Genomic DNA, 25,462 nt, shown 5'->3' with positions numbered 1-25,462 from the left:
CCCATGCCACAGGCCACCTGGAGCGATCTCGACATCGAAGCCTTGCTGACGCTGGACCGTCTGGGCGAAGGGCGCTGGCGCAGCCGCCACGGCGACGCCAACCTCAACGGCCGTTCGTACGGCGGCCAGCTGCTCGGGCAGGCCATGATGGCCGCGCTGATGGACGTGCCCGCCGGCCGCGAGGCGACCATGATGCAGTTCCTCTTCCTGCAAGGCGCGATGCCCCATGAGCCGGTGGACTTCGGCGTGACCGTGCTGCAGGAAGGCAAGCGCTTCAGCTCGCGCCACGTGCGCGCCGCGCAGGGCAATGGCCGCACGGTGCTGGACGCGCAGGTCACCTGCGCGCTGCCGCTGGACGCGCCGACCCACGCCAGCCCGAGCACCGCGCCCCTGGGCGAGCGGCCGGAGGATCTGCCCCGGTTCGACGAGGTGGACCGCGCGCTGATCGGCGACCTGACGCGGCTCGGTGGTTACTCGCAGGACCGCAAGCCCAGCATCGACTTCCGCGTGCCCGACCCCACGCGCCAGCTCGCCGAGACCCACATGAACGGGCGCTTCCGCTTCTGGATGCGCGCGATCCAGCCGCTGCCGGACGATGCGCGCTTCCAGGCCGCCGCCTTCGCCTACCTCTCCGACTGGTGGCTCAACTTCGCCGCGCTGGGCCTGCACCTGCGCGACCTCCACGGCCGGCCGCTCTACATCTCCAGCCTGAACCACGCGCTGTGGCTGCACCGCCCGGTGCGCGCCGACCAGTGGCTGCACGTGGACTGCACCAGCCCGTGCGCGCAGGCCGGGCGCGGCCTGTCCATCGGCTCGGTGCACGACCAGCAGGGCCGCCAGCTGGCGTCGATGACGCAGGAATGCCTGATGGCTTATGTGAGCCAGCCTGTCGATGCCCAGGCAGCCATCACCGCCGAGCGTGTTGCGCCACGTAGTCCTTGAGCACACCGTCCATGCGGGCCTGCCAGCCGGCACCGGTGCTGCGGAAGTAGTCGAGGACCTCGGGGCTGTAGCGCACGGAAACCAGCACTTTGGTGAAAGAGGCCTTGGGGCGACCGCCTTTGTTGATCGTGGCGCGCTCCAGCATGTCTTCTGTCAGTTCGGGCAGTTCCTCGTACTCCGAGGCCTGCAGTCGGTGGGCATCGACCTTTTTCAGATCAGATTTCAAGGAGCGGGCCGATGCGGTCTTTTTCGCGGTCATTGGCTTTCCTCATGCTGAAGATGTGGCGATCCGCGCCACGCGGCGTGTAATCCACCACCACCATGCGGCCTGCCAGCAGGCCATAACAAATGATGCGGATCTCACCGTAGTCCTTGCGCGTGTCTTCCATCTCGAGCGTGGTGCCCTCGAACACGAGGGCGGCATCGGAAAAATCCAGTCCACGCTCCAGAAGTGTTCTGTCCCGTTTGGCGGCATCGAAGGTGACACGCATGTTATTGTAGCTACACAAACCCGTTTTGGCGACCGCGTCGTTCGGCAAGGGCGCTTGCACGACGTTCGCGTGCAGTCTAAGAGCGTGAAGAGCAGGGTTCCCCCACCCGTATCGGTGGAGGATGAGGCGGGCCGCGAGAGTCCGAATGGCTCGCTGTTCAGACTTGCTCGGCCGGCAGGTGCACCACGATGCCGTCGAGCGCCGGGCTCATGCGCAGCTGGCAGCACAGCCGGCTGGTCTCGCGCGGCTCGGGCACGCCTTCGAGCATGAAGGCCTCGGTCTCGGAAATGGGCGGCAGGTGCGGCGCCCACTCGCTGCCGATGTAGCCGTGGCAGGTGGCGCAGCTGCAGGAGCCGCCGCAATCGCCGAGGATGCCGGGCACGCCGTTGTCCACCGCGATCTGCATCAGGCTGCGCTGGTTGGGGGCGTCGATGCGGCGGGCGGTGCCGTCGTGTTCGATGAAAGTGACGATGGGCATGGGAGCGAATTCCTTTTCGGTGGACCGGTGGACGATGGCTTGACATAGTCCGTCTCGTCGGACTATTATTGCACCATCGGAAACGGACAACAAGCCCGATCCGCCCCCGACACCACGGAGATGACACCTTGAGCAACTGCGCCCATGTGATTCCCATTGCGCCCGCTGCCGCAACCGGCCCGGCCGTTCGCTGGGACGACCTCGTCCGCGACGACCACGTGCACGGCTCCCTCTACACCGACCCCGCGATCTACCAGGCCGAGCTGCAGAAGATCTGGTACCGCACCTGGGTCTATGTGGGCCACGAGAGCGAGGTGCCCAACGCCAACGACTACGTGATGAAGTCGATCGGCCCCGAGCCCATCCTCATGACGCGCGACAAATCCGGCCAGATCCATCTGCTGCACAACCGCTGCCCGCACCGCGGCAACCGGGTCTGCATGACGGAGAAAGGCAACGCGCGCTCCTTCACCTGCCCGTACCACGGCTGGACCTTCGCCAACGACGGCGCGCTGCGCGGCTACCCGTTTCCCTCGGGCTACGAGGGCGCGGACCGCTCCCAGCTCGGCCTGGGCAAGGTGGCGCGCGTGGCCTCGCACCGGGGTTTCGTGTTCGGCTCGTTCGCGCAGGAGGGCGAGTCGCTGCTGGAGCACCTGGGCGCGGCCGCCGGCGCGATCGACGCGCTGTGCATGAACTCGCCCGAGGGCGAGGTCGAGGTCACGGCGGGTTACCTCAAGCACAAGGTCAAGGCCAACTGGAAGTTCCTGGTCGAGAACGAGACCGACGGTTACCACCCCTCGTTCGTGCACGCCTCCATCTTCGAGGTGGCGCAGAGCGGCATCGGCACGCTGTACGACAGCGACTCCACCGCCGTTTCGCGCGACTTCGGCAAGGGCCACACCGAAAACGACCTGCGGCCCGAGTTCCGCAAGCGCGATGTGCCCATGGGCTGGTTCGGCACCACGGCCGACCGGCTGCCGGCCTACGTCGCGCAGATGGAAGCGGCCTACGGCAAGGACAAGGCGCGCGAAATCATGATCGACGGCACGCCGCACATCATGATCTTCCCCAACCTGTTCATCGCGGAGATCCAGCTGTTCGTGCTGCAGCCGCTGTCGGTGGACCACACGGTGCAGCACGTCACCGCCATCCAGTTCAAGGGCGCGCCCGACATCAACCGCCGCCTGCGCCAGCAGACCATGGGCTCGGTGGGCCCGGCCGGTTTCCTGCTGGCCGACGACGCCGCCATGTACGAGCGCACGCAGCTCGGTGTGCAGTCCAGCAACCCCGAGTGGCTCTACCTGGGCCGGGGCCGCCACCGCGAGCGCCTGGATGAAAACGGCTACCGCATCAGCGACAACACCGACGAAACCCCTTCGCGCGGCATCTGGCGCCACTACAAATCCATGATGGAGGCCGCATGAGCTCCCTGGCACTCGATGCCCGTTCCCTGCTCGACGAGGTCACGCAGTTCATCTACCGCGAAGCGCGCTACCAGGACGACCACGCCTACGACGACTGGGAAGCCCTGTGGACGGACGACGGCGTCTACTGGATCCCGGCCAACGGCGAGGGCGGCGACCCGGAAAAGGAAATGTCCATCATCTACGACAACCGCTCGCGCATTGCCTTGCGCATCCGCCAGTTCCACACCGGCAAGCGCTACAGCCAGACGCCGCAGTCGCGCCTGCGCCGCGTGGTCTCGAATGTGGAGATCCTGAAACACGAGGGCGAGGAACTGCTGGTCACCTCCAACGCCATGGTGTTCGAGTCGTCCCCGGCGCGGGGCGACACCCTCTGGGCCTCGCGCAACGAATACACCCTGCGCCGCGAAGGCGATGCCCTGCGCATGGCGCGCAAGAAAGTCGTGCTGGTCAACAACGAGACCGCGCTGTACTCGATGGCCTTCCTCATCTAGCGCACCCCAGGAGACACACCCATGGCACCACAAGACAAGAAAACGCCAACCCCCGAGGTGCTGATCGGCGAAGGCCCGGCGCTGCTGGCGCTGCATGCCGACGGCGTGGCCCACATCCGCCTGAACCGGCCCGAGGCCGCCAACGGCCTGGACATGGCCATGCTCAAGGGCCTGCACGAGGTGATGACGGCGGTGCACGGCGACAGCCGCGTGCGCGCCGTGCTGATCACCGGCGAGGGCAAGAACTTCTGCGCCGGTGGCGACGTGCACACCTTCCTCTCCAAGGGCGAGGCGCTGCCGGACTACATCCGCATGGCCACGTCCTACCTGCAGATCGTGGCCTCCATGATGATGCGGCTCAACGCGCCGGTGGTCAGCGCCGTGCACGGCTTCGCGGCCGGCGGCGGCGGCATGGGCCTGGTGTGCTCGTCCGACTTCGTGGTCGCCGGTGCCTCGGCGAAATTCCTGGCCGGCGCCACGCGCGTGGCCATGGTGCCCGACGCGGGGGTCTCGGTCACGCTCACCCAGCTGGTGGGCCTGCGCAAGGCGATGGAGATCCTGATGCTCAACCCGGTGATCACCGCGCCGCAGGCCCTGGCCATGGGCCTGATCACCCGCGTGGTGGACGACGAACAACTGCAGAGCGAAGCCTTCGCGCTGGCGCGCCAGCTCGCCGCCGGCGCGCCGGCCGCGCTCGCGGGCACCAAGCGCCTGCTGTGGAACGGCCTGGGCTCCGGCGTGGACGCCTGCATGCCCGAAGAGAACCGCATGCAGGCTGACCTCTCGGGCATGGCCGACGCGCGCGAGGGCCTGGCCGCCGTGATCGAGAAACGCGCGCCCACCTTCACGGGCCGCTGAACATGGCCGCCCCCAACCCCCTCGCGGGCCGCAAGGCCTTCGTCACCGGTGGCGCCAAGGGCATCGGCGCGGCCATCGCACGGCGCCTCGCGGCCGACGGCGCGCTCGTGACCATCGCCGACCTGGACATGGAGGCCGCGCAGGCCTTGGCCAACGGCATCTGGGCGCGCGCCGTGCGGCTCGACGTGGCCGACCTCGCGCAGGTCGCCGAGGTGATGGCCGAACACGGCCCGGTGGACATCCTGGTGAACAACGCCGGGGTGGACCAGCACGCCTTCTTCACCCGCACCACGCCGGAAGACTGGCGCCGCCTGATCGCGATCAACCTCGAATCGGTGTTCGCCACCACGCACGCGGCCTTGCCGGCCATGCGGGCGGCGGGCCACGGGCGCATCATCAACATCGCCTCCGAAGCCGGCCGCCTGGGCTCGCGCGGCGGCGCGGTGTACGCCGCCGCCAAGGGCGGTGTGATCGCCTTCACGCGCTCCATCGCGCGCGAGAACGGCGACAAGGGCATCACCGCGAACGTGATCGCGCCCGGCCCCATCGACACGCCGCTGCTGCGCCAGGCGGTGGCGCAGGGCGGCGACAAGCTGCTGGAGGCCATGACCGGCGCCACGCTGGCCGGCCGCCTGGGCACGCCCGACGAGGTGGCCGCCGCCGTGGCTTTCCTGGCCTCGGCGGACGCGGGCTTCATCACCGGCGAGGTGCTGGGCGTTTCCGGCGGCATGGGGTGCGGCGCATGAGCGCCGCTGTGGAGCAAGTGATCGAGCGCGTGCGCCAGGTCTATGGCAGCTGGAAGCGCGACACCACGGTGGCGCAGATGCGCCAGGACTGGGACACGCTGTTTGGCGGCGTGCCCGTGGACGCCACCCTCGAAGACGTGAACGCCGGCGGCGTGAAGGCCCAGTGGGTCGGCGCGCCCGGGGCCGATGCGCAGCGCGTGCTGCTGTACTTTCACGGTGGCGGTTTCCAGGTCGGCTCGCTGGTCTCGCACCGCGAGCTGATGGCCCAGCTCTCCGCCGCCGCGCGTTGCCGCGTGCTGGGCGTGGACTACCGCCTCGCCCCCGAACACCGTTACCCCGCCGCGCTCGACGACGCGTCGGCGGCGTGGCAGTGGTTGATCGGCCAGGGCTTCGAGCCCAGGCACATCGCCCTCGCGGGCGACTCCGCCGGGGGTGGCCTCGCGCTGAGCCTGCTGCTGCGCCTGCGCGACGCGGGCCGGCCGCTGCCCGCCGCCGCCGTGCTCATGTCGGCGTGGACCGACCTCACGGCCTCGGGCGCGAGCTACGGCACGCGCGCCGACAGCGACCCCATCCACCAGCGGCCCATGATCGTGGCCATGGCCCGCAACTACCTGGGCAAGGAAGGCAACCCCGCCGACCCGCTGGTCTCGCCCCTGTTCGCCGACCTCAAGGGCCTGCCGCCGCTGCTCGCCCAGGTGGGCGACCGCGAGACCGTGCTCGACGACTCGCGCGACTTCGTGGCGCGCGCCAAGGAGGCCGGTGTGGACGCCACCCTGCAGGTGTGGGACCACATGATCCACGTGTTCCAGCAATTCCCCGCGCAGCTGCCCGAAGCGCGCGCGGCCATTCAAGACCTGGGCCGCTTCCTGCGGTGGCATCTGGCTCACCCCCGCGCCGCTTCGCGTCACCCCCTCAAGGGGGCGATACCAGCCGACCGGCAGAGCCGGATCGGCGGTACCTCTGGTTCGATACCGATCACCCCCACTCACGGAGACCGACACACATGACCGCAGGCATCACCGGATACGGCAGCTACATCCCGCGGCTGCGCCTGAGCCGCCAGGCCGTGGCCCAGGCCAACGCCTGGTACGCGCCGCAGTTCGCGGGCCGCAAGGGCACGCGTTCCATGGCGAACTGGGACGAAGACAGCCTCACCATGGCCGTGGCCGCCGCGCGCGACTGCCTGGGCGCGGACGACGAGCGCGGCCACATCGGCAGCGTGCAGCTGGTCTCCAGCACGCTGCCGTTCGCCGAGCGGCTCAACGCCGGCGTGGTCTGCGAGGCGCTCACGCTGGAGGAGGGCGTGGAAGCCCTGGACATGGGCGGCTCGCCCAGCGCCGCGCTCAGCGCCGTGCTCGGCGCGCTGGACCGCGTGAACGCGCGCGGCGGGAATGCCCTGGTGATCGCCACCGACCACCGCAAGACCCGCGCGGCCAGCTCGCAGGAGCTCGACTACGGCGACGGCGCGGCCGCGCTCACCCTCGGCCGCGAGAACGTGATCGCCGAGGTGCTCGGCAGCGCCACGCTCACGGTCGACTTCGTGGACCACTTCCGCAGGGCCGGCGAAGACATCGACTACCACTGGGAAGAACGCTGGGTGCGCGACGAAGGCATCGGCAAGCTCGGGCCGCGCGCCATCGCCAGCGCCCTGCAGAAGGCCGGCGTGGAAGCGAGCGCGGTGGACCACTTCATCTTCCCCACCACCTTCGCCAAGATGGACGCGCAACTCGCCAAGGCCTGCGGCATCCGCGCCGAGGCCGTGGCCGATTCGCTGGCCGCCACCGTGGGCGAGACCGGCACGCCGCACGCGCTGCTCATGCTCGCGGCCGTGCTGGAGCGCGCGCAGCCGGGTCAGCACATCCTGCTGGCGCAGTTCGGCGGCGGCGCGCAGGCCGTGGTGCTGCGCGTGACGCCGGCCATCGCCGCCTTCCGCCCGGCGCGCGGCGTCTCGGGCTGGCTCGCGCGCGGCGTGGAAGAGAAGAACTACACCAAGTTCCTCTCGTTCCGCGAACAGCTGCGCCTGGAGCGCGGCATGCGCGGCGAGCAGGACCGCAAGACCGCGCTGAGCACCGCCTACCGCCACCGCGCCGCCATCCTGGGCCTGGTGGCCGGGCGCTGCGAGGTCACGGGCCAGGTGCACTTCCCGCCCTCGCGCATGTCCTACGACCAGGGCAAGCCGCTGCAGGACACGCAGAAACCCCACAAGCTCGCCGAGCGCCGGGGCCAGGTGCTGAGCTGGTCGGCCGAGTCGCTCTCGTTCCACCGGGCGCCGCCACACCAGTACGGCCAGGTCGATTTCGAGGGCGGCGGCCGCATCCTCATGGAGTTCACCGACGTGGCCAAGGGCGACGTCGCTTCGGGCACCGAGGTCGAGATGAGCTTCCGCATCAAGGACATCGACGAGCTGCGCGGCTTCACGCGCTATTTCTGGAAGGCCACGCCCGTGGCCTCCGGCGTCGACACCACCGCAGCATCCAAGGAGTAAGCCATGCCCATCGGCATCAAGGACAAAGTCGCCATTCTGGGCATGGGTTGCAGCAAGTTCGGCGAGCGCTGGGACGCCAGCCCCGAAGACCTCATGGTCGAGGCCTACAACGAAGCCATGGCCGACGCCGGCATCGCGCCCGAGCAGCTCGACGCGGCCTGGTTTTCCACCCACATGGACGACGTGGGCACCGGCCGGGGCGGCACGCCCATGGGCATCGCGCTGCGCCTGCCCAACATCGGCGTGACGCGGGTCGAGAACTTCTGCGCCGGTGGCTCCGAAGCCATCCGCGCGGCGGTGTACGCCGTGGCCGCGGGCGCCTGCGACATCGCCATCGCGCTCGGTGTGGAGAAGCTGAAAGACACCGGCTACGGCGGCCTGCCGGTTTCGGCCGTCGGCACCTACATCCCGCAGTGGTACCCCAACGCCGTGGCGCCGGCCAACTTCGCGCAGCTGGCCTCGGCCTACCAGCGCAAGCACAACGTGGACCCGGCGCTGCTCAAGCGCGCCATCGCGCGCGTGTCGATCAAGAGCCACGCCAACGGCGCGAAGAACCCCAAGGCGCATTTCCGCCAGGCCGTGACGGAGGAGCAGGTGCTCAAGGCGCCCATCATCGCGGAGCCGCTGGGCCTGTACGACTGCGCGGGCGTGTCCGACGGCGCGGCGGCGGTCATCGTCACGACGCCGGAGATCGCGCGCTCGCTGGGCAAGCGCGACCTCGTCACCTTCAAGGCGCTGCAGGTCGCGGTGTCCAACGGCTGGGAGATGCACTCCAACGAGTGGGACGGCAGCTACGTGCACACCGCGCGCATCGCCGCGCGCAAGGCCTACGCCGAAGCCGGCATCTCGAACCCCGGGAAGGAAGTGAGCATGACCGAGGTGCACGACTGCTTCTCCATCACCGAACTCGTGACCATGGAAGACCTGGGCCTGTCGGGCGAGGGCGAGGCGGTGCGCGATGTGCTGGACGGCAAATTCGACGCCGACGGCGCCATCCCCTGCCAGATCGACGGTGGCCTCAAGTGCTTCGGCCACCCCATCGGCGCCAGCGGCATCCGCATGCTCTACGAGATGTACCTGCAGCTGCAGGGCCGCGCCGGCCCGCGCCAGCTGAAAGACCCGAAGATCGGCCTCACCCACAACCTGGGCGGCCAGCCCTCGCAGAACGTGTGTTCGGTCTCCATCGTCGGCCGCGAGGGCGTGTGATGAGCGCCACCCCCGTGGTTCTGGTGGACCGCCCCGCGCCGCACGTGGCGCGGCTGCTCATCAACCGCCCCGACAAGCGCAACGCCATCGATCACGGTGTGCGCCAGCAGCTCACCGAGGCGCTGGCCGCGCTGCTGGGCGATGACACCGTGCGCGCCATCGTCTTCGGCGGCGCGCAGGGCGTGTTCTCCGCCGGGGGCGACGTGCCCAGCATGGTGGGCCTCACGGAAGCGCAGGCGCGCGAGCGCATGCGGCACATCCACCGCCTGTGCCAGCTCATCGCCGAGGCCGGCGTGCCGGTGGTCAGCGCCATCGAAGGCATCGGCGCGGGCGCGGCCGTGGGCCTGGCCCTGATGGGCGACCGCATCGTGGTCGGCGAGGGCACGAAGATCCTGTTTCCCTTTCTCAAGCTCGGCCTGGTGCCCGACTGGGGTCAGCTGCTCACGCTGCCCCGGCGCGTGGGCCTGCCGGTGGCGCGCCGCATCCTGACCGAGGGTGTGCCGGTGAGCGGCGCCGAGGCGCACCGCATCGGCCTGGCCGACACGCTGGTGGCCGACGCCCAGGTGATGGCCACCGCCGTGGCACAGGCCGCCGAGCTGGCGCTGCTGCCGCGCGAGGCCTTCGCGCGCATGAAGGCGCGGCTGAACCACCCGTCCACCTCGCTGGCCGAGGAGCTGGCGCGCGAGGAAAACGACCAGGCCGTCTGCCTGCTCGGCGACGATTTCGTCGAAGGCCACGACGCCTATGTGAACAAGCGCGCCGCCGATTTCGTGGCGCGACCGGGGGTGAAGCGATGAGCAGCGAAGAAGCCGTGCTGTTGCGCCGCGAAGGCGCCGTGGGCACCGTGGTGCTCAACCGGCCGGAGAAGCGCAACGCGCTCGACCTCACGATGCGCGCCGCGATCGCACAGGCGGTGCGAACCCTCGACGCCGATGACAGCGTGCGCGCGATCGTGATCACGGGCGGGGAGGGCGTGTTCGCCGCCGGCGCCGACCTGAACCTGCTGGTGGACAAGGGCGCGCAGGACGTGGCCGAGATCGACCTGGGCCAGTACTGGGCGCCGGTGGCCGGCTGTGGCAAACCCACCATCGCGGCGGTGAGCGGCTTCGCGCTGGGCGCGGGCTGCGAGCTGGCCATGATGTGCGACTTCATCGTGGCCGACGCCAGCGCGCGTTTCGGCCAGCCCGAACTGGCCGTGGGCATCATGCCCGGCGCGGGCGGCACGCAGCGCCTGGTGCGCACGCTGGGCAAGCAGGTGGCCTCGCTCATGCTGCTCACCGGCGAGATGATCACCGGCGAACGCGCCTTCGCGCTGGGCCTGGTGGCCGACCTAGCCGCCGACGGGAAAGCGCTGGAGCGCGCCGCCGAGCTGGCGCGCAAGGCCGCGCGCATGCCGCCCAAGGCCGTGAAGGCCACGCGCCATGTGCTGCGCCAGGGTGCCGACCTGCCGCTGGACGCCGCGCTCTCGCTGGAGAACCGCGAGTTCCTGCTCCTGTTCGACACCGCCGACAAGACCGAAGGCATGCGCGCCTTCCTCGACAAACGAAAACCCGAATTCAAGGGTCGATGACCACATGACTTCCAACAACGTGAAACCGCTCACCCTGGGCGTGGTGGGTGCCGGCGCCATGGGGCGCGGCATCGTCCAGCTGTTCGCGCAGGCGGGCCACCGCGTGCGCTGTTTCGACGCGGCGCCTGGCGCGGCCGCCAAGGCCGTCGAGTTCGCGCTCGGCATGATCGGGCGCGGCGTGGACAAGGGCCGCCTCAGCGCCGAGGCCTTCGAGACCATTCGCGCGAGCGTCTCGGCCTGCGTCGACATGGCCGGGCTCGCCGGTTGCGACGTGGTGATCGAAGCCATCGTGGAAGACCTGGCCGTCAAGCGCCAGCTGTTCGGTGCGCTGGAGGCCGTGGTGGCCGAGACCACGGTGCTCGCGAGCAACACGTCTTCGCTCACCGTGGCCGACATCGCCGCCGCCTGCCGCCACCCGGCGCGCGTGGCCGGCCTGCATTTCTTCAACCCGGTGCCGCTGATGAAGGTGGCCGAGGTGATCGCCGCGCTGCGCACCTCGCCGCAGACGGTGCAGACCCTGAGCGAGCTGGTGAGCGGCGCCGGCCACCGCGCGGTGGTCACGGCCGACCAGCCCGGCTTTCTCGTGAACCACGCGGGGCGCGGCCTCTACACCGAAGGCCTGCGTGTGCTCGAAGAGCAGGCCGCAACGCCTGCCGACGTGGACGACGTGCTGCGCGAGGGCGTGGGTTTTCGCATGGGTCCGTTCGAGCTGCTGGACCTCACCGGCCTGGATGTGTCGAGCAAGGTCATGGCCTCGATCTACGAGCAGTTCCAGCACGAGCCGCGCTTCCGGCCCTCGTCGCTGGTGGCGCCGCGCGTGGCCGCCGGCCTGTTCGGCCGCAAGACGGGGGAGGGCTGGTACGTCTACGACGGCGACACCCGCCGCGCCGCGCCCGCGCGCCCCGTGCCGCCGCCACGCGCCGGGGTGGCGGTGTGGATCGACCCGCAGGCCAGCGGCCGTGCCGAACTGATTGCCCTGCTGAGCGGCGCGGGCGCGCGGCTCACCGACGGCGCGGCGCAGGCCGAGGTCTGCGTCGTGCAGCCCTGGGGCGGCGACGCCAGCCACGCGGCCGCCGCGCTCGGCCTGGACGCCGCGCGCACCGTCGCCGTCGACCCCATGGTGCCGCTGGCCCTGCGCCGCACGCTCATGCTCAGCGCGCTCACCTCGGCCGGCGCGCGCGACGCCGCCTGGGGCCTGCTGGCGGCCGACGGCGTGCCGGTCACCGTCATCAACGACAGCCCGGGCTTCATCGCCCAGCGCGTGCTCGCCACCATCGTCAATATCGCGGCGCAGATCGCGCAGCGCGGCATCGCCAGCGTGGCCGACATCGAAGACGCCGTGAAGCTGGGCCTGGGTTACCCGCACGGCCCACTGGCCTGGGGCGACCGCATCGGCGGCGCGCGCATCCTGGAGATCCTGCGCACCCTGCAGGCACAAACCGGCGACCCGCGCTACCGGCCCAGCCCCTGGCTGGTGCGGCGCGTGGCGCTGGGCGTGTCCCTGCTCACGCCGGAGGCATCTCGCTCATGAGCATCGACATTCAACACCTGCGCGAATGGGTCGGCCGCGAGCAAGTGGCCGAGCAGACACTGGAGCCCTTTCCCGCCGCCGCCCTGAGCGGCCTGCTGGACCGCGCCGCGCCGCCGGCGGTGGGCGAGGCGCTGCCGCTGCCCTGGCACTGGCTGTACTTCCTGGAGACGCCCGCGCGCGCCGCCACCGGTGTCGATGGCCATCCGCAGCGCGGCGGTTTCCTGCCGCCGGTGCCGCTGCCGCGCCGCATGTGGGCCGCCGGTTCGCTGCAATGCGAGAGCCCGCTGCGCCTGGGCGCGCCCGCGCGCAAGACCTCCACCGTGCGCAGCGTGGACCTGAAGGAAGGCCGCAGCGGCCCGCTGGTCTTCGTGACCGTGGACCACCTGCTGGCGCAGGATGGCCGCGTCTGCATCCGTGAAGAGCAGAACATCGTCTACCGCGAAGCGCCCACCGGGCCCGCGCCGCAGCCGGCGGGCGAGCAGGCCGCGAAAGCCGCGCAATGGTCGGCCGTGCTGCAGCCGGACCCGGCGCTGCTGTTCCGGTTTTCCGCGCTCACCTACAACGGCCACCGCATCCACTACGACCGCGACTACGCGGTGCGCGAGGAGTTCTACCCCGCCCTGGTGGTGCACGGCCCGCTGCTGGCCACCGCGCTGCTGGACCTGCTGGCGCGCGGCCGACCCGGCGTGCCGGTGCGGTCCTTTTCGTTCCGCGCCCTGCGCCCCGCCTTCGACACCGACACGCTGCAGCTCTGCGCCGCCGCCGAGGGCGACACGGTCGAGCTCTGGACGCAGGACGCGCACGGCCAGGTGGGCATGACGGCCCGCGCCACGCTGGGTTGAACGCCGCCATGCGCCATCACCCGATCTGGCGATCCATGCTGTTCGTGCCGGCGCACGTGCCGCGCTTCGTCGAGCGCGCTCACGAGCGCGGCGCCGACGCCTGCGTGCTCGACCTCGAAGACAGCGTGCCGCTGGCGCAGAAGGCGCAGGCGCGCGCCGCCGTGCCGCAGGCCGCCGCCGCCATCGCGGCCCACGGCACGCCCGTGCTGGTGCGCGTGAACCAGCCCTGGGAACTCGCCGCGCCCGACATCGACGCCGCCATCGGCCCGGCCGTGAGCGCGCTGGTGCTGCCCAAGGTGAACGACGACGCCACCGTGCGCGAGGTGGCGCGGCGCATCGACCGCGCGGAGGCGCAGCGCGGCCTGCCCGCCGGCCACACGCGGCTGATCGCGCTGATCGAGGACGTGCAGGCCCTGTCCGAGCTCGACGCCATCGCGCGTTGCTCGCCGCGCATGCTGGGCATGATGCTCGGCCCCGAGGATTTTTCCGCCTCCGCCGGCATGGCGCCAGTGCGCGAGGCGCTGCTGCTGCCCAACCAGCTGGTGCTGTTCGCCTGCCGGCGCGCCGGCATCCTGCCGTTCGGTTTTCCCGGCTCCATCGCCGACTACGGCGACGCCGAAGCCTTCGCGCAGACCATCCGCCTGGCGCGCCAGCTCGGCTTCGTCGGCGGCCTGTGCATCCACCCCACGCAGGTGGCGGTGATGAACGCCGGTTTCTCGCCTTCGACGGAAGACATCGAACACGCGCGCGGCGCCATCGAAGCCTTCGAGGCCGCCGCGCGCGAAGGCCGCGGCGCGGCCGAGTACCGCTCGAAGATGGTCGATCTGCCCGTGGTGGCGCGCGCGCGGGAAATCCTGCGCCGCGCCGCCGCACCGGCCCCCCTTTCCACCCAACAGGAGACACACCCATGAACACCCACCCCACCGTGTACGACGCGGTCGTGATCGGCGCCGGCGCCGGCGGCCTCAGCGCGGCGGCGCGCCTCGTGGCCGCCGGCCGCAAGGTGCTGGTCGTCGAGAGCCTGGGCCGCGTCGGCGGCCGCGCATCGAGCGAACAGATCGACGGTTTCACCGTCAACATCGGCGCCATCGCCATCGAGCGCGGCGGCGTGTTCGAGGAAACCTTCGGCCTGCTCAACGTGCCGCTGGACATCCGCGAACCCAGCCCGGCCACCGTGTTCCTGATCGACGGCAAGGTCATCAACGTCGCCAAGGGCGGCTGGGGCATGCTGCTGGGCACCTTCACCAAGCAGGCCGCCAAGATCGGCACCAAGTTCGCCGACGCGCGCGCGGGCGACCTGCCCGAGGCCAAGATGAGCACCAAGGAGTGGCTCAGCCAGTACACGAAGAACGAGACCGTGCACGCGATCTTCCGCAACCTGTGCGCGGCCATCTTCGCCGCCAACGACGACGAGGTGCCCGCGCGCGCCTTCCTCACCTATTTCGCGGTCAAGGGCGCGTTCAAGCGCTTCGGCTTCTGCCCGCGCGGCACCGTGGGCCTGTGGAACGACCTGGCCGACGGCATCCGCCAGGCCGGCGGCGAGATCTGGCTCGACGCGCCGGTGACCCAGCTGCACACGCAGGACGGCCTGGCCAGCGGCGTGACCGTGATGAAGAACGGCGTGGCCACGCGCATCCAGGCCCGCACCGTGATCAGCAACATCGGCCCGCGCGCCACGGTGGACCTGCCCGGCGGCGAGGCCTTCGGCGGCGACTACATCCGGCTCGCGCACACCGCGCCCAAGCCCTCGGCCAACATCGTCATCAACTTCGCCACGCAGCAGCGCCTGGTGGACGTGCCCGGCCTGGTCACCTTCGGCAAGACGCGCCGCCTGTGCAACATGGGCGAACTCACCGCCACCTGCCCCGAGCTCGCGCCGGCCGGCTGGCACCAGTACGTGGCCTACGCCGTGCCGCGCCCGGCCATCGGTGACTTCGACGAGAAGACCGAGATCGAGGCCTCGCTGCAGGACCTGCGCGACGAGTTCCCCGGCTTCGCGCAGGCCAAGATGCTCTCGGTGCGCGTGATGCGCGACGGCTGGCCGGCCCAGCGCTCCTGCGCCGGTTTCGACCTGCCGCAGACCACGCCGCTGGCCAACCTCTGGCACGTGGGCGACGCGGTGAAGGACTATGGCGACGGCGGCACCCAGGCCTGCGCCTACACCGGCCGCGAGGCCGCGCGCCAGGCCGAAGCCCACCTGGACGGCGCCCGCGTGGCGGCGGCGGCGTGATGGCCGTTGCCGAGCTTCAAGCGCAGGTGGACCAGGCGCGCGCGCTGCTGGCGCGGTTGCGCCCGCTGTTCGAGCACGGCGTGGCCGCGCTCGCCAGGGCCTGCGCGCCAGGCGGCCAGCTCGACGGCGCGAAGCTGGACGAGCAACAGGTCGCGACCTTCGAGATCGCCTGGGCCAGCGCCGACCTGCTGGCCGCCGAGACCACGCTGGCGCGGCTCGACGGCGATCCGCTGCAGTCGCAACTGGCCCTGATCTTCGCGGTGGACGCCATCGCCGCGCTGCTGCCGCGCCTGGAGGCGCTCTGCATCGAGCTGGGCCTGCCACTCGCGCCCCTGCAGCAACTCGGTGCCGACGCCGACTGGGCCGCGCTGCGCGGCGCGGCGGGCGGCGCGCAGGCGCTCACGGCGGCCGGCCGCGCCCTCGTGGCCGCTGGCGACGCGGTGGAGCTGGGCAGCGTGGCGCTGCAAGACCCGGTGGTGATGGCGCAGGACGCGTTCCGCCGCTTCGCCGCCGATGTGGTGGCGCCCCAGGCCGAGCACATCCACCGGCACGATACGACCGTGCCCGAATCGCTACTGCAGCCCATGCGCGACATGGGCGTGTTCGGCCTGTCCATCCCCGAGTCGCACGGCGGCACCGGGCCCGACGAGGGTGAGGACGCGACCATGATGGTGGTCGTCACCGAGGCCTTGTCCGAAGCTTCGCTGGCGGCGGCCGGCAGCCTGATCACGCGCCCCGAGATCCTGAGCCGCGCGCTCATCAGCGGCGGCACCGACGAACAGAAGGCCACCTGGCTGCCGCGCATCGCGGCGGGCGACCCGCTGTGCGCCATCGCCATCACCGAGCCCGACTACGGCTCGGATGTGGCCAGCCTGGCCCTGAAGGGCACGCGCACCGAGGGCGGCTGGCTGCTCAACGGCGCCAAGACCTGGTGCACCTTCGCTGGCAAGGCCGGTCTGCTGATGGTGGTCACGCGCACCGACCCCGACCGCTCGGCCGGTTACCGGGGCCTGAGCGTGCTGCTGGTGGAAAAACCGTCCTACGACGGCCACGCCTTCGACTTCCAGCAGCCCGGCGGCGGGCGCCTGAGCGGCAAGGCGATTCCCACCATCGGCTACCGGGGCATGCACTCATTCGACCTCGCCTTCGACCAGTTCTTCGTGCCCGACGCCAACGTGATCGGCGGCGCGGGCGGCCTGGGCAAGGGCTTCTACTTCACCATGGCCGGCATGGTGGGCGGGCGCATGCAGACCTCGGCCCGCGCCTGCGGCGTGATGCGCGCGGCGCTGCGCGCCTCGATGCGCTACACGGCCGACCGCAAGGTGTTCGGCGCGCCGCTGCAGGCCTACGCGCTCACCCTGGCCAAGCTCGCGCGCATGGCCGCGCGCCTGGCGGCCTGCCGCACGCTGGCCTACGCCATCGCCGAGCAGCTCAACGCCGGCGGCGGCCGCATGGAGGCCAGCCTGGTCAAGCTGCTGGCCTGCCGATCGGCCGAGATGGTCACGCGCGAAGCGCTGCAGCTGCACGGCGGCATGGGTTACGCTGAGGAAAGCGCCGTGAGCCGCTACTTCGTGGACGCGCGCGTGCTCTCGATCTTCGAGGGCGCGGAGGAAACCCTGGCGCTCAAGGTCATCGGTCGCAGCCTGTTGGAAGACGCACTCAAGCCATGAAACCCATCCTCTGCGGCATGCGGGTGGTCGAAGCCGCCGCCTTCGTCGCCGCGCCGCTGGGCGGCATGACGCTCGCGCAGATGGGCGCCGACGTGATCCGCATCGACACCCTGGGCGGCGGGCTGGATTACAAGCGCTGGCCCGTGACCCGGGACGACGTGAGCCTGTTCTGGTGCGGCCTCAACAAGTCCAAGCGCTCGGTCGCGCTGGACCTGAGCAAGCCCGAAGCCCGCGAGATCGCCATGGCGCTGATCACCGCGCCGGGCGAGGACGCGGGCATCCTGCTCACCAACTTTCCGCCGCGCGGCTGGCTGGACCACGACAAGCTGAAAGAGAGGCGCGCCGACCTGATCCAGCTCACCGTGCAGGGTGACCGGCACGGCGGCTCGGCGGTGGACTACACCATCAACTCGCGCGTCGGCATCCCCTACATCACGGGCGACGAGCGCGGCGCGGCCACGAACGAGGCCGTCAACCACGTGCTGCCGGCCTGGGACCTCGTCACCGGCCAGATGGCGGCCGTGGGCCTGCTGGCCGCCGAACGCCACCGCCTCAAGACCGGCCAGGGCCAGCACGTGAAGCTGCCACTGGAAGACGTGGCCCTCGCGGCCGTGAGTCACCTCGGCCTGATCGCCGAAGCGCAACTCGGCCAGCAACGCGAGCGCCACGGCAACGAGTTGTTCGGCGCCTTCGGCCGCGACTTCAAGACGGCGGACGGCGAGCGCGTGATCGTCGTCGGCCTGACCTTGAAACAATGGCAGGCCATCTGCGAGGCCATGGGCCTGAATGAGGCCGTGAAGGCGCTGGGCGACCGCCTGGGCCTGGACCTGGACCTGGAAGGCCACCGCTTTCGCGCGCGCAAGGAACTGGGCGCGCTGGTGGAGGCCTGGGTGTCGCGGCACAGCCTGGCCGAGGTGGCGGCCGCGCTGACGAAGCAGAGCGCCTGCTGGGGCAAGTACCAGACGCTCACGCAACTGGTGACGCAGGACGAGGCCTGCTCGCCAGCCAACCCGATGTTCCGCACCATCGACCAGCCTGGCGTGGGGCCGCACCTGGCGGCCGGGCTGCCGCTGAACTTCTCGGGCATGGATCGCATCCCCGCGGGAACCGCGCCCACGCTGGGCCAGCACACGGGCGAGGTGCTGTTTGAACTCCTGGGGGTATCCCAGGCGCAATTCGGTGATCTTCGCGACAGGGGCGTGGTCTAGTTGGGTCAGAATAGCCGCCTCAAAACTTGAGCGGAACACGATGACCCGATCGCTTGCAAGGAACCACGACGACAAACGCCAGAGGATCCTCGACGTCGCAGCCGCGCTCTTCGCGAGCACGAGCTACGAGAGTGCCCGGCTGCAGGACATCGCGGCGGCGTGCAGCATGTCGAAGTCCGCGCTGTACCACTACTTCCCTGGCAAGGAAGTGCTGCTGCTCGAGATCATCACCGAGCACATCATGAGCTCGGTGGCCGAGCTCGAGGCCATCGCGCAGGGCCCGGGCACGAGCCGGGAACGGCTGACGAACCTGGTGCGGGCCATGGTGACGCGGGCCGCGGAAAAGCGCCACGAGCACACGGTGCTGACCAACGACCTCAAGTTCCTGCCGACGCTGCAGCAGCAGGGGATCAAGCTGGCGCAGGCCAAGGCGCTGGACTTCGTGATCGATCTGCTCACCGACATCAACCCCCACCTCATGCGGCGGCGTCGCGAGAGCGCGTCCTACGCGCTGTTCCTCTACGGCTCGATGATCTCGACCGCGACCTGGTACCGCCGGGGCGGCGGCATGACGCCGCACGAGCTGGCCGACCGCCTGACCGAGGTCTACCTCAAGGGCTTCGACGGCGGGGACCATCCGCCGGGTTACAGCTGAACTGCGTGGCCGCCACGCCCACGCCGGCCATCATCGCGCCGGCGATCTTCAGGGCGCTGAAGGTCTCGCCCAGCGCCAGCCACGAGATCAGGCCCGCCACCGGCGGCAGCAGGTAGAGCAGGGGCGCCGTGCGCGCCACGCCCAGGTGGTCGTTGAGCCAGCCCCAGGCCAGCCAGCCCGCGAACGACGCCACCGCCAGCGACCACAGCAGGGCGCCCCAGACGGCCGCGCCCAGGCTGGCCCACGGCACCTGCAAGGCCTGCGGCGCGTTGATGAGGAGCATGGGCACCATCGCCAGCAGCGTGGTGTAGGCCATCACCAAGGTGACGCCATGGCGGGCGAACAGCCGGCTGGCGGCCACCGTGTGGGCCGAGAAGAGCAGGGCGGCGAGCAGCAGCAGCAGGTCGCCCAGGCCCTGCGTGCGCATGAGCGCGACCTTGTCCGACAGGAACACCAGCACGCCCGCCATGGCCAGCGCCACACCGCCCACCTGCAGGCGCGTGAAGCGCTGGCTGTGCAGCACGCGCACCAGCAGCAGCGTGAACATGGGGCCGAGCGCGGAGATGAGCGCGCTGGAGAACGCGGTGGACAGGTGCATGGCCTGCGTCATCACGTTGACGTGAGCGATGTGGCCGAGCAGGGCCAGGCCCGCCAGGCCCAGCCAGTCGCGCCGTTCCAGCCGCGGCCAGTGCCAACCGTGGCGCCACAGCAGCAGGGCGATGGCGCAGGCCGGCGTGACGAGGTAGCGCGCGAAGACCAGGGCGCCCGGCCCGATCTGCGCCATCACCGCCTTCTGCACGCTGTAGTTGCTGCCCCACAGCAGCATCAGGGCCAGCGCCACCACCAGCGCCCACCGGCGGCGGACCGTGCCGGAAACCGGCGGATGGTTGGGGTTGATGCCCATTAAAACCGTCCCATGAGTCATATTTGAAATCGATCCAGCGGCAGAAGATTCATCTGAACCGGCCTTTGATACGGGAAATCCCTAGGGATTTTTTTCGACCAATTGTTTTGTTAAACCGTCCCGTCGGTCTATTATACGGGCTGCCAGCGTTTGGTCGTTCTCACGTCAATCCACCCAGGAGACAAGCATGCGTTTTTCCCTTCCCAGGCTCACCGCAGCCCTCGCTTTGGCCAGTGCCTTCGCCGCCAGCGCGCCCGCCATGGCGCAGACCACCGTCATCAAGTACTCCAACTGGCTGCCGCCGGGGCAGGCCATGCGCGTGGAGGTGGTGGAGCCCTGGATCGCCGAGGTCGAGAAGGCCACGCAGGGCCGCGTGAAGATCGATACCGCGCCCAAGGTCGTGGGCACGCTGCCGGCCCAGTTCGACGTGGCGCGCGACGGCCAGGCCGATCTGGTGATCTTCATTCCGGGCTACACGCCCAACCGCTTCGACCTGCTCGAGGTGCTGCAACTGCCGTTCGTGAGCGACAACCCCGAGGTGTACGCGCCGCTGGCCGACCGCTTCTACCGCAAGCACCTGGCCTCGCACAACGAGTTCAAGGGCGTGCACCCGCTGTCGGTCTACGTGGTCTCGCCCGGCCAGATCTTCAACTCCAAGCGCCCGCTGCGCAGCGTGGCCGACTTCAAGGGCCTGAAGATGCGCAGTCCGCAGACCAGCGCCACGCAGGCGCTCACGCTGCTGGGCGCGGTGCCGATCTCCAAGCCGGTGAGCGAAACCTATGAGCTGCTGTCCTCCGGCGTGATCGACGGCACCTTCATGCCGCCCGAGTCGATTCCCGCCTTCAAGCTGACCGAGCTCGTGCCCTACGCCACCATCGTGCCCGGCGCGGTCTACAACACCGTGCTGGTGCTGGGCATCAACGAAGACAAGTGGAAATCGCTGCGCGCCGAAGACCGCGAGGCGATCACCCGCATCTCGGGCGACGTGTTCGCGCGAAACATCGGCCGCGCCTACGCCAACGGCGACAAGGCCGCCTTCGAGACCATGCGCAAGGCGGGCAAGCCGGCCGAGGTGTTCCCGGCCCCGGCGCTGGCGGAGATGAAGAAGGTGCTGCTGCCGATCGAGCGCGAGTGGATCGAGAAGGCGAAGAAGAAGGGCATGGCCGATCCGCAGAAGGTGCTGGACCAGCTGCGCGCCGACATCGCCGTCGCCAAATAAGCCGCCATGACCGCACAAGCCACCGGCGGACGCACCGTCCGCGTCCTGGAAGCGATCGGCGCGGTCGCGCTGCTGATCCTGATGGTCACCGTCTTCATCGACGTGGTGGGGCGCAACCTCTTCAACACGCCGCTGCCCTGGGGCACGGAGCTGCTGGAGATGGTGCTGGCCCTGATGATCTTCGCGATCTATCCCTTGCTGGCGCTCGGTTTCGGCCACATCACCGTGGACCTGATCCAGCTGCCGGCCCGCCTGCACAAGGTGCAGCGCGTGCTCAGCGGCGCGATCGGCGCCGTGGTGTTCGCGCTGATCACCTGGTGCATGGTCCGCCAGGCGTTGCGTGCCGCCAGCTATGGCGAGGCCACGCCGCTGCTGGGCGTGCCGCTGTCCTGGGTGCTCGGCGGCATCGGCGCCATGGCCGCCATCAGCACGCTCGCGTTCCTGCTGGCCGCCGCGCGGTCCTTTCGCCATCCCGGCGCGCCTGCCGCGCCACACGCCACCGAGGTGATCTGATGCTCGCTGCCTGTCTGGGTTTTCTCGTGGCGTTCGCGTTCATCCTGTTCCAGGTGCCCATCGCCACCGCGCTGGCCCTCGCCGGTTTCGGCGGTTACGTGGTGCTCAATGGCCTCACGCCCGCGCTGAGCATGGTGGCCACCGTCACCAAGGACAGCACGCTGGTGTACTCGCTGATCGTGCTGCCGCTGTTCGTGCTGATGGGCAACCTCGTGGCCGGTGCCGGCATCTCGGGCGATCTGTTCCGCGCGGCGCAGGCCTTCATCGGCCGGCGCCGGGGCGGCCTGGCCATGGCCACCGTGGTGGCCTGCGGTGGTTTCGGCGCCATCTGCGGCTCCAGCGTGGCCACGGCAGCCACCATGGGCAAGGTGGCCATCCCCTCCATGCGCAAGCTCGGCTATGGCGACTCGCTCTCGTCGGCCGCGGTCGCCGCGGGCGGCACGCTGGGCATCCTGATCCCGCCCAGCGTGATCATGGTGGTGTACGGCGTGGCCACGCAGACGCACATCGGCATGCTGTTCGCCGCCGGCATCGTGCCCGGCCTGATCGCCATCGGCGGCTACATGGCGGCGGTGAAGTGGTCGGTCTGGCGCCAGCCGGAACTCGCGCCGCTCGCTGAAGACAAGGAGCCGGTCAACAAGCTGGCGCTGCTGCGCGCGCTGTGGCCCGTGGCGCTGATCTTCGGCGTCGTCATGGGCGGCATCTACGGCGGTTTCTTCACCTCCATCGAGGCCTCGGGCATCGGCGCGTCGGCGGCCCTGGTGTTCGCGCTGACGCACCACTCGCTCAGGCTCAAGGACATCTACGCGATCCTGGTCGACACCGCGCGCACCTCGGCCATGATGTTCGCCATCATCCTCGGCGCCGCGCTGTTCGGCGAGTTCGTGAACCTCACCGGCGTGCACGAAGGCCTGCTGCATGTGGTGCAGGAGAGCGGCCTGCCGCCGTTCGGGATCATCCTGCTGATGATCGTGCTGTACATCCTGCTCGGCACGGTGCTGGAAAGCCTGTCGATGATCCTGCTGACCGTGCCGATCTTCTTCCCGATCATCCTGGCCCTGGGCTACGACCCGGTGTGGTTCGGCATCCTGGTCGTGATGGTGGTGGAAATCGGGCTGATCACGCCCCCCATCGGCGTGAACCTGTTCGTGATCCGCTCGGTCATGCCCGACATCCCCATGATGACCGTGGTGCGTGGCGTGATTCCGTTCATCGTGGCCGACGTGCTGCGCATCCTGCTCATCGCCGCCGTGCCGGCCCTGTCCCTCTGGTTGCCCAACCTGCTGTTCAAGGCAGCCGCCTGACACCGTGAACCCTGTCTTCGACCCCGCGGCGCCCGAACTGCCGGCGCGCCTTCAATCGTGGCTGTCCCAACGCTGGCGCAAGCCGGTCCAGGTGAGCGGGCTGAGCCGCTTTCCGGCCGGCATGTCCTGGGTGACCCTGGGCTTCACCGCCGAGTCACCGGGTGAGGCGCCGCTGGACCTCATCCTGCGCGTGGGCGACCCGGGCGGCCTGTTCTCGCCCTACAGCTCGCGGCCCGAGTACGAGGCGCTGGCCGCGCTGGCCAGCGTGCCCGACCTGCCCATCCCCCAGGCCTATGAGCACAGCGACGATCCGGCCATCCTCGGCGCGCCCTTCGTGATCACGCAGCGCGTGGCCGGCGACACGCCCACGCCCTGGCGCGGCGCGGACGAACGCGGCGAAGCGGCCAACCAGTCGCTCGGTCACGACTTCGCCGATGCGCTCGGCGCCATCCACGCCTTCGACTGGACCACCACCCCGCTGGCCGTCTGGGCGCAGGAGGGTCCCATCACGCCGCGGACCACCGCGCTGCACGAGACGCGCTACTGGACGCGGCATGCCCAGCTGGGGACCGGTCCCACGCCGCCGCAGATGCACTACGCCATGCGCTGGCTGGAGGCGCACGCGCCCGAGGCCGAGCGCATCACCATCGTGCACGGCGACTACCGGGTGGGCAACTTCCTGCAGCAGGACGGCCGCATCACCGCCATCCTCGACTGGGAGCTGGTGCACCTGGGCGACCCGCACGCCGACCTGGCCTGGGCCGGGCTGCGCACCTTCGCCGCCGGCACCTCGCGCATCGGCGGGCTGATTGAGCGCGAGGTCTTCTACCAGCGCTGGCAGGCGAAGACCGGCCTGCGCGTGCGGCCCGAGGTGGTGCGCTACTACGAGGTGATGGTGCAGTTCAAGATGGCCGCGATGCTGATGGGCGCCATGATCCGCGTGCAGACCGGCCGCTCGCGCGACGTGCGCATGGCCGCGATGGGCTTCCAGCTCACCTCCACGCTGATGGAACTCAACAAGCTGATCGCGGAGGCCGCATGAACCAGTCGCTCGAAGCCCTGATGGGCAGCATCTGCCGCGCGCTGCGCGACGAGATCGCGCCGGAACTGCAGAGCGACCACGCGCGCTCGCAGCTGGCCGGCGTGCTGGACGTGCTGGGCAAGGTGGAGCGCATGGTGGTCTGGTCGCCGGACGTGACGCGCGAACAGCTCGAACTGCTCGACGCCTGCCTGGCGCGGGTGGCGGCCCGCCTGGCCGCGGCGGGGCAGACCGCGCCGAGCGGCCTGGCGCCCGCGTCCACCGCCCGGCCCGAAACCCAGGCCGCATTGCAGGCCGCCTTGGCGGACGCCGAGCGGCGCTTCGCCCGTTTCACCGACTGGCTGTTCTCGCCGCCGGACGGGCTGCCCGCGCCCCTGGCGGGCGAACTGCACGACCAGCTTCGCACGGCGCTTCGCCTCACGCTCAAGGCCCAGCGCCGCCTGGTGCCGAGCGCCGACTTTTCATCGATGACCGCGCCGAGCCCAGCGGCCGACGCCCAAGGAGTTTTCAAATGATGTCTGCCCAGGACGACCTGATCGGCCACCAGGCCCCCGCGCCCTTCGCGCAACGCGCCGGCCAAGGCGACCCCCGCTTCACCGAGCGCTACTGGTACACGCTGCACCCCGTCACCGGCACGGTGGACGGCGTGCCCATGATCCTTGACATCGGCATGGGCTACTACCCCAACAAGGGCGTGATGGACGTGTTCGCCGGCATCACCGTGGGCCGCCGGCAGCACAACTTCCGCGCCTCGCGCGCGCTGGGCGCCACGCCGCTCGAGGCCGGCGCGGGGCCGCTGCGTTTCGAGGTGGTGGAGGGCATGAAGCGGCACCGCCTCACGCTCACCGACAACGCCTCGGGCTTGAGCTTCGCGCTGGACTTCGAGGCCAGCTTTCCCGCCGCGCAGGAGAAACAGAACTTCCGCGAGCGCAAAGGCGTGGTGGAAGAGGACATGGTGCGCATCTCGCAGTTCGGCCGCTGGCGCGGCTGGTTCGACCTCGGTGGGCAACGCCACGAGGTGACGCCGCAGACTTGGTGGGGCCAGCGCGACCATTCCTGGGGCATCCGCTCCGAGATGCGCACCGACGAGGCCGCGCCCCCGGTGCAGCAGCACAGCGGCTTCTTCTGGACCTGGTCCATGTTCCAGTTCGAGGACCTGGGTTTTTCCATCTTCCTGAAGGAGCGCGAGCCGGGCAAGCCGCACTACCTCTCGGCCACCGAATTCGTGCGCGGGGCCGACGGCCGCATGGCGCACCGCGAGGCCATCAGCGTCATGCACGAACTCGAATGGGCCGACGACCCGCTGGGACAGACCATCTCAGCCGGCACCTTCACCTTGCAGTTCGCCGAAGGCCCGCCGCGCACCGTGCGCATGGAAGGGCTGGAAGCCCGCTTCTACCTGAAGGGCGGCCTGTACGGCGGCTTCCAGGGCTGGAACCACGGCGACCCCAAGGGCGACTACCACGCCGAGCACGACGTGTGGGACCTCGACGACCCGGCCACGCGCGCGGCCGCCCGCACCCTGGGCGACCACGTGGTGCGCGCCACCTGCGAGGGCCGCACCGGCATCGGCATCAGCGAATACGGCGTGGCGCAAGGCTATGCTCGCTACCCCGGGCCGCAGCAGCACCCCGCGCTCTGAAGCCGCCCAAG

General features: G+C 70.2%; 27 protein-coding genes. 23 read left to right on the top strand and 4 right to left on the bottom strand.

Annotation, left to right across the window (positions count from 1 at the left end; all coding sequences use genetic code 11):
* Positions 1-3: 3 nt before the first annotated feature.
* Positions 4-942 carry an acyl-CoA thioesterase gene (locus AC1Q9M_RS00605; protein ID WP_382324724.1) on the top strand — a complete coding sequence of 313 codons (939 nt, stop codon included), beginning with the start codon at positions 4-6 and terminating at the stop codon, positions 940-942.
* On the opposite strand, the gene AC1Q9M_RS00600 is transcribed toward AC1Q9M_RS00605, so the two are convergent.
* The 3 genes from AC1Q9M_RS00600 to AC1Q9M_RS00590 all read right to left on the bottom strand — a co-directional run bounded on the left by AC1Q9M_RS00600 (position 908) and on the right by AC1Q9M_RS00590 (position 1,911).
* The gene (locus AC1Q9M_RS00600) at positions 908-1,168 is read right to left on the bottom strand and encodes a BrnA antitoxin family protein (RefSeq protein WP_382324726.1); all 261 of its coding nucleotides are present in this window, start codon (positions 1,166-1,168) and stop codon (positions 908-910) included. The two genes, AC1Q9M_RS00605 and AC1Q9M_RS00600, sit on opposite strands and share 35 nt — an antisense overlap.
* Positions 1,158-1,493: a BrnT family toxin gene (locus AC1Q9M_RS00595; protein WP_492431916.1), complete on the bottom strand. Its 336-nt coding sequence runs from the start codon at positions 1,491-1,493 to the stop codon at positions 1,158-1,160. The genes AC1Q9M_RS00600 and AC1Q9M_RS00595 overlap by 11 nt, the downstream gene beginning before the upstream one ends.
* Positions 1,494-1,590: 97 nt before the next feature.
* The gene (locus AC1Q9M_RS00590) at positions 1,591-1,911 is read right to left on the bottom strand and encodes a 2Fe-2S iron-sulfur cluster-binding protein (RefSeq protein WP_382324730.1); all 321 of its coding nucleotides are present in this window, start codon (positions 1,909-1,911) and stop codon (positions 1,591-1,593) included.
* A gap of 128 nt (positions 1,912-2,039) precedes the next feature.
* On the opposite strand from AC1Q9M_RS00590, the gene AC1Q9M_RS00585 reads away from it, so the two are divergent.
* The 16 genes from AC1Q9M_RS00585 to AC1Q9M_RS00510 are packed head-to-tail and all read left to right on the top strand — an operon-like array spanning position 2,040 to position 18,830.
* The gene (locus AC1Q9M_RS00585; protein ID WP_382158089.1) at positions 2,040-3,335 is read left to right on the top strand and encodes an aromatic ring-hydroxylating oxygenase subunit alpha; all 1,296 of its coding nucleotides are present in this window, start codon (positions 2,040-2,042) and stop codon (positions 3,333-3,335) included.
* The gene (locus AC1Q9M_RS00580; protein WP_382324732.1) at positions 3,332-3,829 is read left to right on the top strand and encodes an aromatic-ring-hydroxylating dioxygenase subunit beta; all 498 of its coding nucleotides are present in this window, start codon (positions 3,332-3,334) and stop codon (positions 3,827-3,829) included. The genes AC1Q9M_RS00585 and AC1Q9M_RS00580 overlap by 4 nt, the downstream gene beginning before the upstream one ends.
* A 21-nt stretch (positions 3,830-3,850) precedes the next feature.
* A complete protein-coding gene (locus AC1Q9M_RS00575) occupies positions 3,851-4,687 on the top strand; it encodes an enoyl-CoA hydratase/isomerase family protein (protein WP_492431913.1) in 837 nt (278 codons plus the stop codon).
* Positions 4,688-4,689: 2 nt separating this feature from the next.
* Positions 4,690-5,433 (top strand): SDR family NAD(P)-dependent oxidoreductase, encoded by a 744-nt coding sequence (locus AC1Q9M_RS00570; protein ID WP_382158083.1) that lies wholly within the window; start codon positions 4,690-4,692, stop codon positions 5,431-5,433.
* Entirely contained in the window at positions 5,430-6,440 is a 1,011-nt protein-coding gene (locus AC1Q9M_RS00565) for an alpha/beta hydrolase (protein WP_382324736.1), read from the top strand. Before AC1Q9M_RS00570 ends, AC1Q9M_RS00565 begins: the two co-directional genes overlap by 4 nt.
* Entirely contained in the window at positions 6,437-7,918 is a 1,482-nt protein-coding gene (locus AC1Q9M_RS00560; protein WP_492431910.1) for a hydroxymethylglutaryl-CoA synthase family protein, read from the top strand. The genes AC1Q9M_RS00565 and AC1Q9M_RS00560 overlap by 4 nt, the downstream gene beginning before the upstream one ends.
* Positions 7,919-7,921: 3 nt before the next feature.
* The gene (locus AC1Q9M_RS00555; RefSeq protein ID WP_492431908.1) at positions 7,922-9,124 is read left to right on the top strand and encodes an acetyl-CoA acetyltransferase; all 1,203 of its coding nucleotides are present in this window, start codon (positions 7,922-7,924) and stop codon (positions 9,122-9,124) included.
* Entirely contained in the window at positions 9,124-9,921 is a 798-nt protein-coding gene (locus AC1Q9M_RS00550; RefSeq protein ID WP_492431906.1) for an enoyl-CoA hydratase/isomerase family protein, read from the top strand. The genes AC1Q9M_RS00555 and AC1Q9M_RS00550 overlap by 1 nt, the downstream gene beginning before the upstream one ends.
* On the top strand, positions 9,918-10,694 hold the full coding sequence (locus AC1Q9M_RS00545) for an enoyl-CoA hydratase-related protein (RefSeq protein WP_492431904.1): 777 nt from the start codon (positions 9,918-9,920) through the stop codon (positions 10,692-10,694). Before AC1Q9M_RS00550 ends, AC1Q9M_RS00545 begins: the two co-directional genes overlap by 4 nt.
* Positions 10,695-10,698: 4 nt before the next feature.
* Entirely contained in the window at positions 10,699-12,225 is a 1,527-nt protein-coding gene (locus AC1Q9M_RS00540) for a 3-hydroxyacyl-CoA dehydrogenase (RefSeq protein ID WP_492431902.1), read from the top strand.
* The gene (locus AC1Q9M_RS00535) at positions 12,222-13,067 is read left to right on the top strand and encodes an HTD2 family dehydratase (protein ID WP_444686537.1); all 846 of its coding nucleotides are present in this window, start codon (positions 12,222-12,224) and stop codon (positions 13,065-13,067) included. The genes AC1Q9M_RS00540 and AC1Q9M_RS00535 overlap by 4 nt, the downstream gene beginning before the upstream one ends.
* 8 nt (positions 13,068-13,075) lie before the next feature.
* On the top strand, positions 13,076-13,978 hold the full coding sequence (locus tag AC1Q9M_RS00530) for an HpcH/HpaI aldolase/citrate lyase family protein (RefSeq protein WP_444686538.1): 903 nt from the start codon (positions 13,076-13,078) through the stop codon (positions 13,976-13,978).
* Positions 13,975-15,297, top strand: coding sequence for a phytoene desaturase family protein (locus AC1Q9M_RS00525; RefSeq protein ID WP_492431899.1), 1,323 nt, complete (start codon positions 13,975-13,977; stop codon positions 15,295-15,297). Before AC1Q9M_RS00530 ends, AC1Q9M_RS00525 begins: the two co-directional genes overlap by 4 nt.
* Positions 15,297-16,967 (top strand): acyl-CoA dehydrogenase family protein, encoded by a 1,671-nt coding sequence (locus AC1Q9M_RS00520; RefSeq protein ID WP_492431897.1) that lies wholly within the window; start codon positions 15,297-15,299, stop codon positions 16,965-16,967. Before AC1Q9M_RS00525 ends, AC1Q9M_RS00520 begins: the two co-directional genes overlap by 1 nt.
* The gene (locus AC1Q9M_RS00515) at positions 16,964-18,175 is read left to right on the top strand and encodes a CoA transferase (RefSeq protein ID WP_492431895.1); all 1,212 of its coding nucleotides are present in this window, start codon (positions 16,964-16,966) and stop codon (positions 18,173-18,175) included. The genes AC1Q9M_RS00520 and AC1Q9M_RS00515 overlap by 4 nt, the downstream gene beginning before the upstream one ends.
* 40 nt (positions 18,176-18,215) lie before the next feature.
* Positions 18,216-18,830, top strand: a complete 615-nt coding sequence (locus AC1Q9M_RS00510) for a TetR/AcrR family transcriptional regulator (protein ID WP_382158059.1) — start codon at positions 18,216-18,218, stop codon at positions 18,828-18,830.
* Here AC1Q9M_RS00510 and AC1Q9M_RS00505 read toward each other — a convergent pair.
* Entirely contained in the window at positions 18,787-19,734 is a 948-nt protein-coding gene (locus AC1Q9M_RS00505) for a DMT family transporter (RefSeq protein ID WP_382324757.1), read from the bottom strand. The genes AC1Q9M_RS00510 and AC1Q9M_RS00505 overlap by 44 nt on opposite strands.
* A 187-nt stretch (positions 19,735-19,921) precedes the next feature.
* Here AC1Q9M_RS00505 and AC1Q9M_RS00500 point away from each other — a divergent pair, with 187 nt between their 5' ends.
* Genes AC1Q9M_RS00500 through AC1Q9M_RS00475 form a run of 6 tightly spaced genes read left to right on the top strand, consistent with a single transcriptional unit; the run spans position 19,922 to position 25,451 of the window.
* Entirely contained in the window at positions 19,922-20,953 is a 1,032-nt protein-coding gene (locus tag AC1Q9M_RS00500) for a TRAP transporter substrate-binding protein (RefSeq protein WP_382324759.1), read from the top strand.
* A gap of 6 nt (positions 20,954-20,959) precedes the next feature.
* Positions 20,960-21,466, top strand: a complete 507-nt coding sequence (locus AC1Q9M_RS00495; RefSeq protein WP_492431892.1) for a TRAP transporter small permease — start codon at positions 20,960-20,962, stop codon at positions 21,464-21,466.
* Positions 21,466-22,770, top strand: coding sequence for a TRAP transporter large permease (locus AC1Q9M_RS00490; RefSeq protein ID WP_492431890.1), 1,305 nt, complete (start codon positions 21,466-21,468; stop codon positions 22,768-22,770). The genes AC1Q9M_RS00495 and AC1Q9M_RS00490 overlap by 1 nt, the downstream gene beginning before the upstream one ends.
* Before the next feature lie 4 nt (positions 22,771-22,774).
* Positions 22,775-23,812, top strand: coding sequence for a phosphotransferase family protein (locus AC1Q9M_RS00485; RefSeq protein WP_492431888.1), 1,038 nt, complete (start codon positions 22,775-22,777; stop codon positions 23,810-23,812).
* Positions 23,809-24,324 carry a hypothetical protein gene (locus AC1Q9M_RS00480; protein ID WP_492431886.1) on the top strand — a complete coding sequence of 172 codons (516 nt, stop codon included), beginning with the start codon at positions 23,809-23,811 and terminating at the stop codon, positions 24,322-24,324. The genes AC1Q9M_RS00485 and AC1Q9M_RS00480 overlap by 4 nt, the downstream gene beginning before the upstream one ends.
* A complete protein-coding gene (locus AC1Q9M_RS00475) occupies positions 24,321-25,451 on the top strand; it encodes an Rv3169 family protein (RefSeq protein WP_492431885.1) in 1,131 nt (376 codons plus the stop codon). Before AC1Q9M_RS00480 ends, AC1Q9M_RS00475 begins: the two co-directional genes overlap by 4 nt.
* Positions 25,452-25,462 lie beyond the last annotated feature (11 nt).

Source organism: Hydrogenophaga sp. GW823-FHT04C09, from assembly GCF_058796355.1.
Note: the sequence above shows the minus strand (reverse complement) of the source record. Positions and strands in the feature narration are given on the sequence as shown.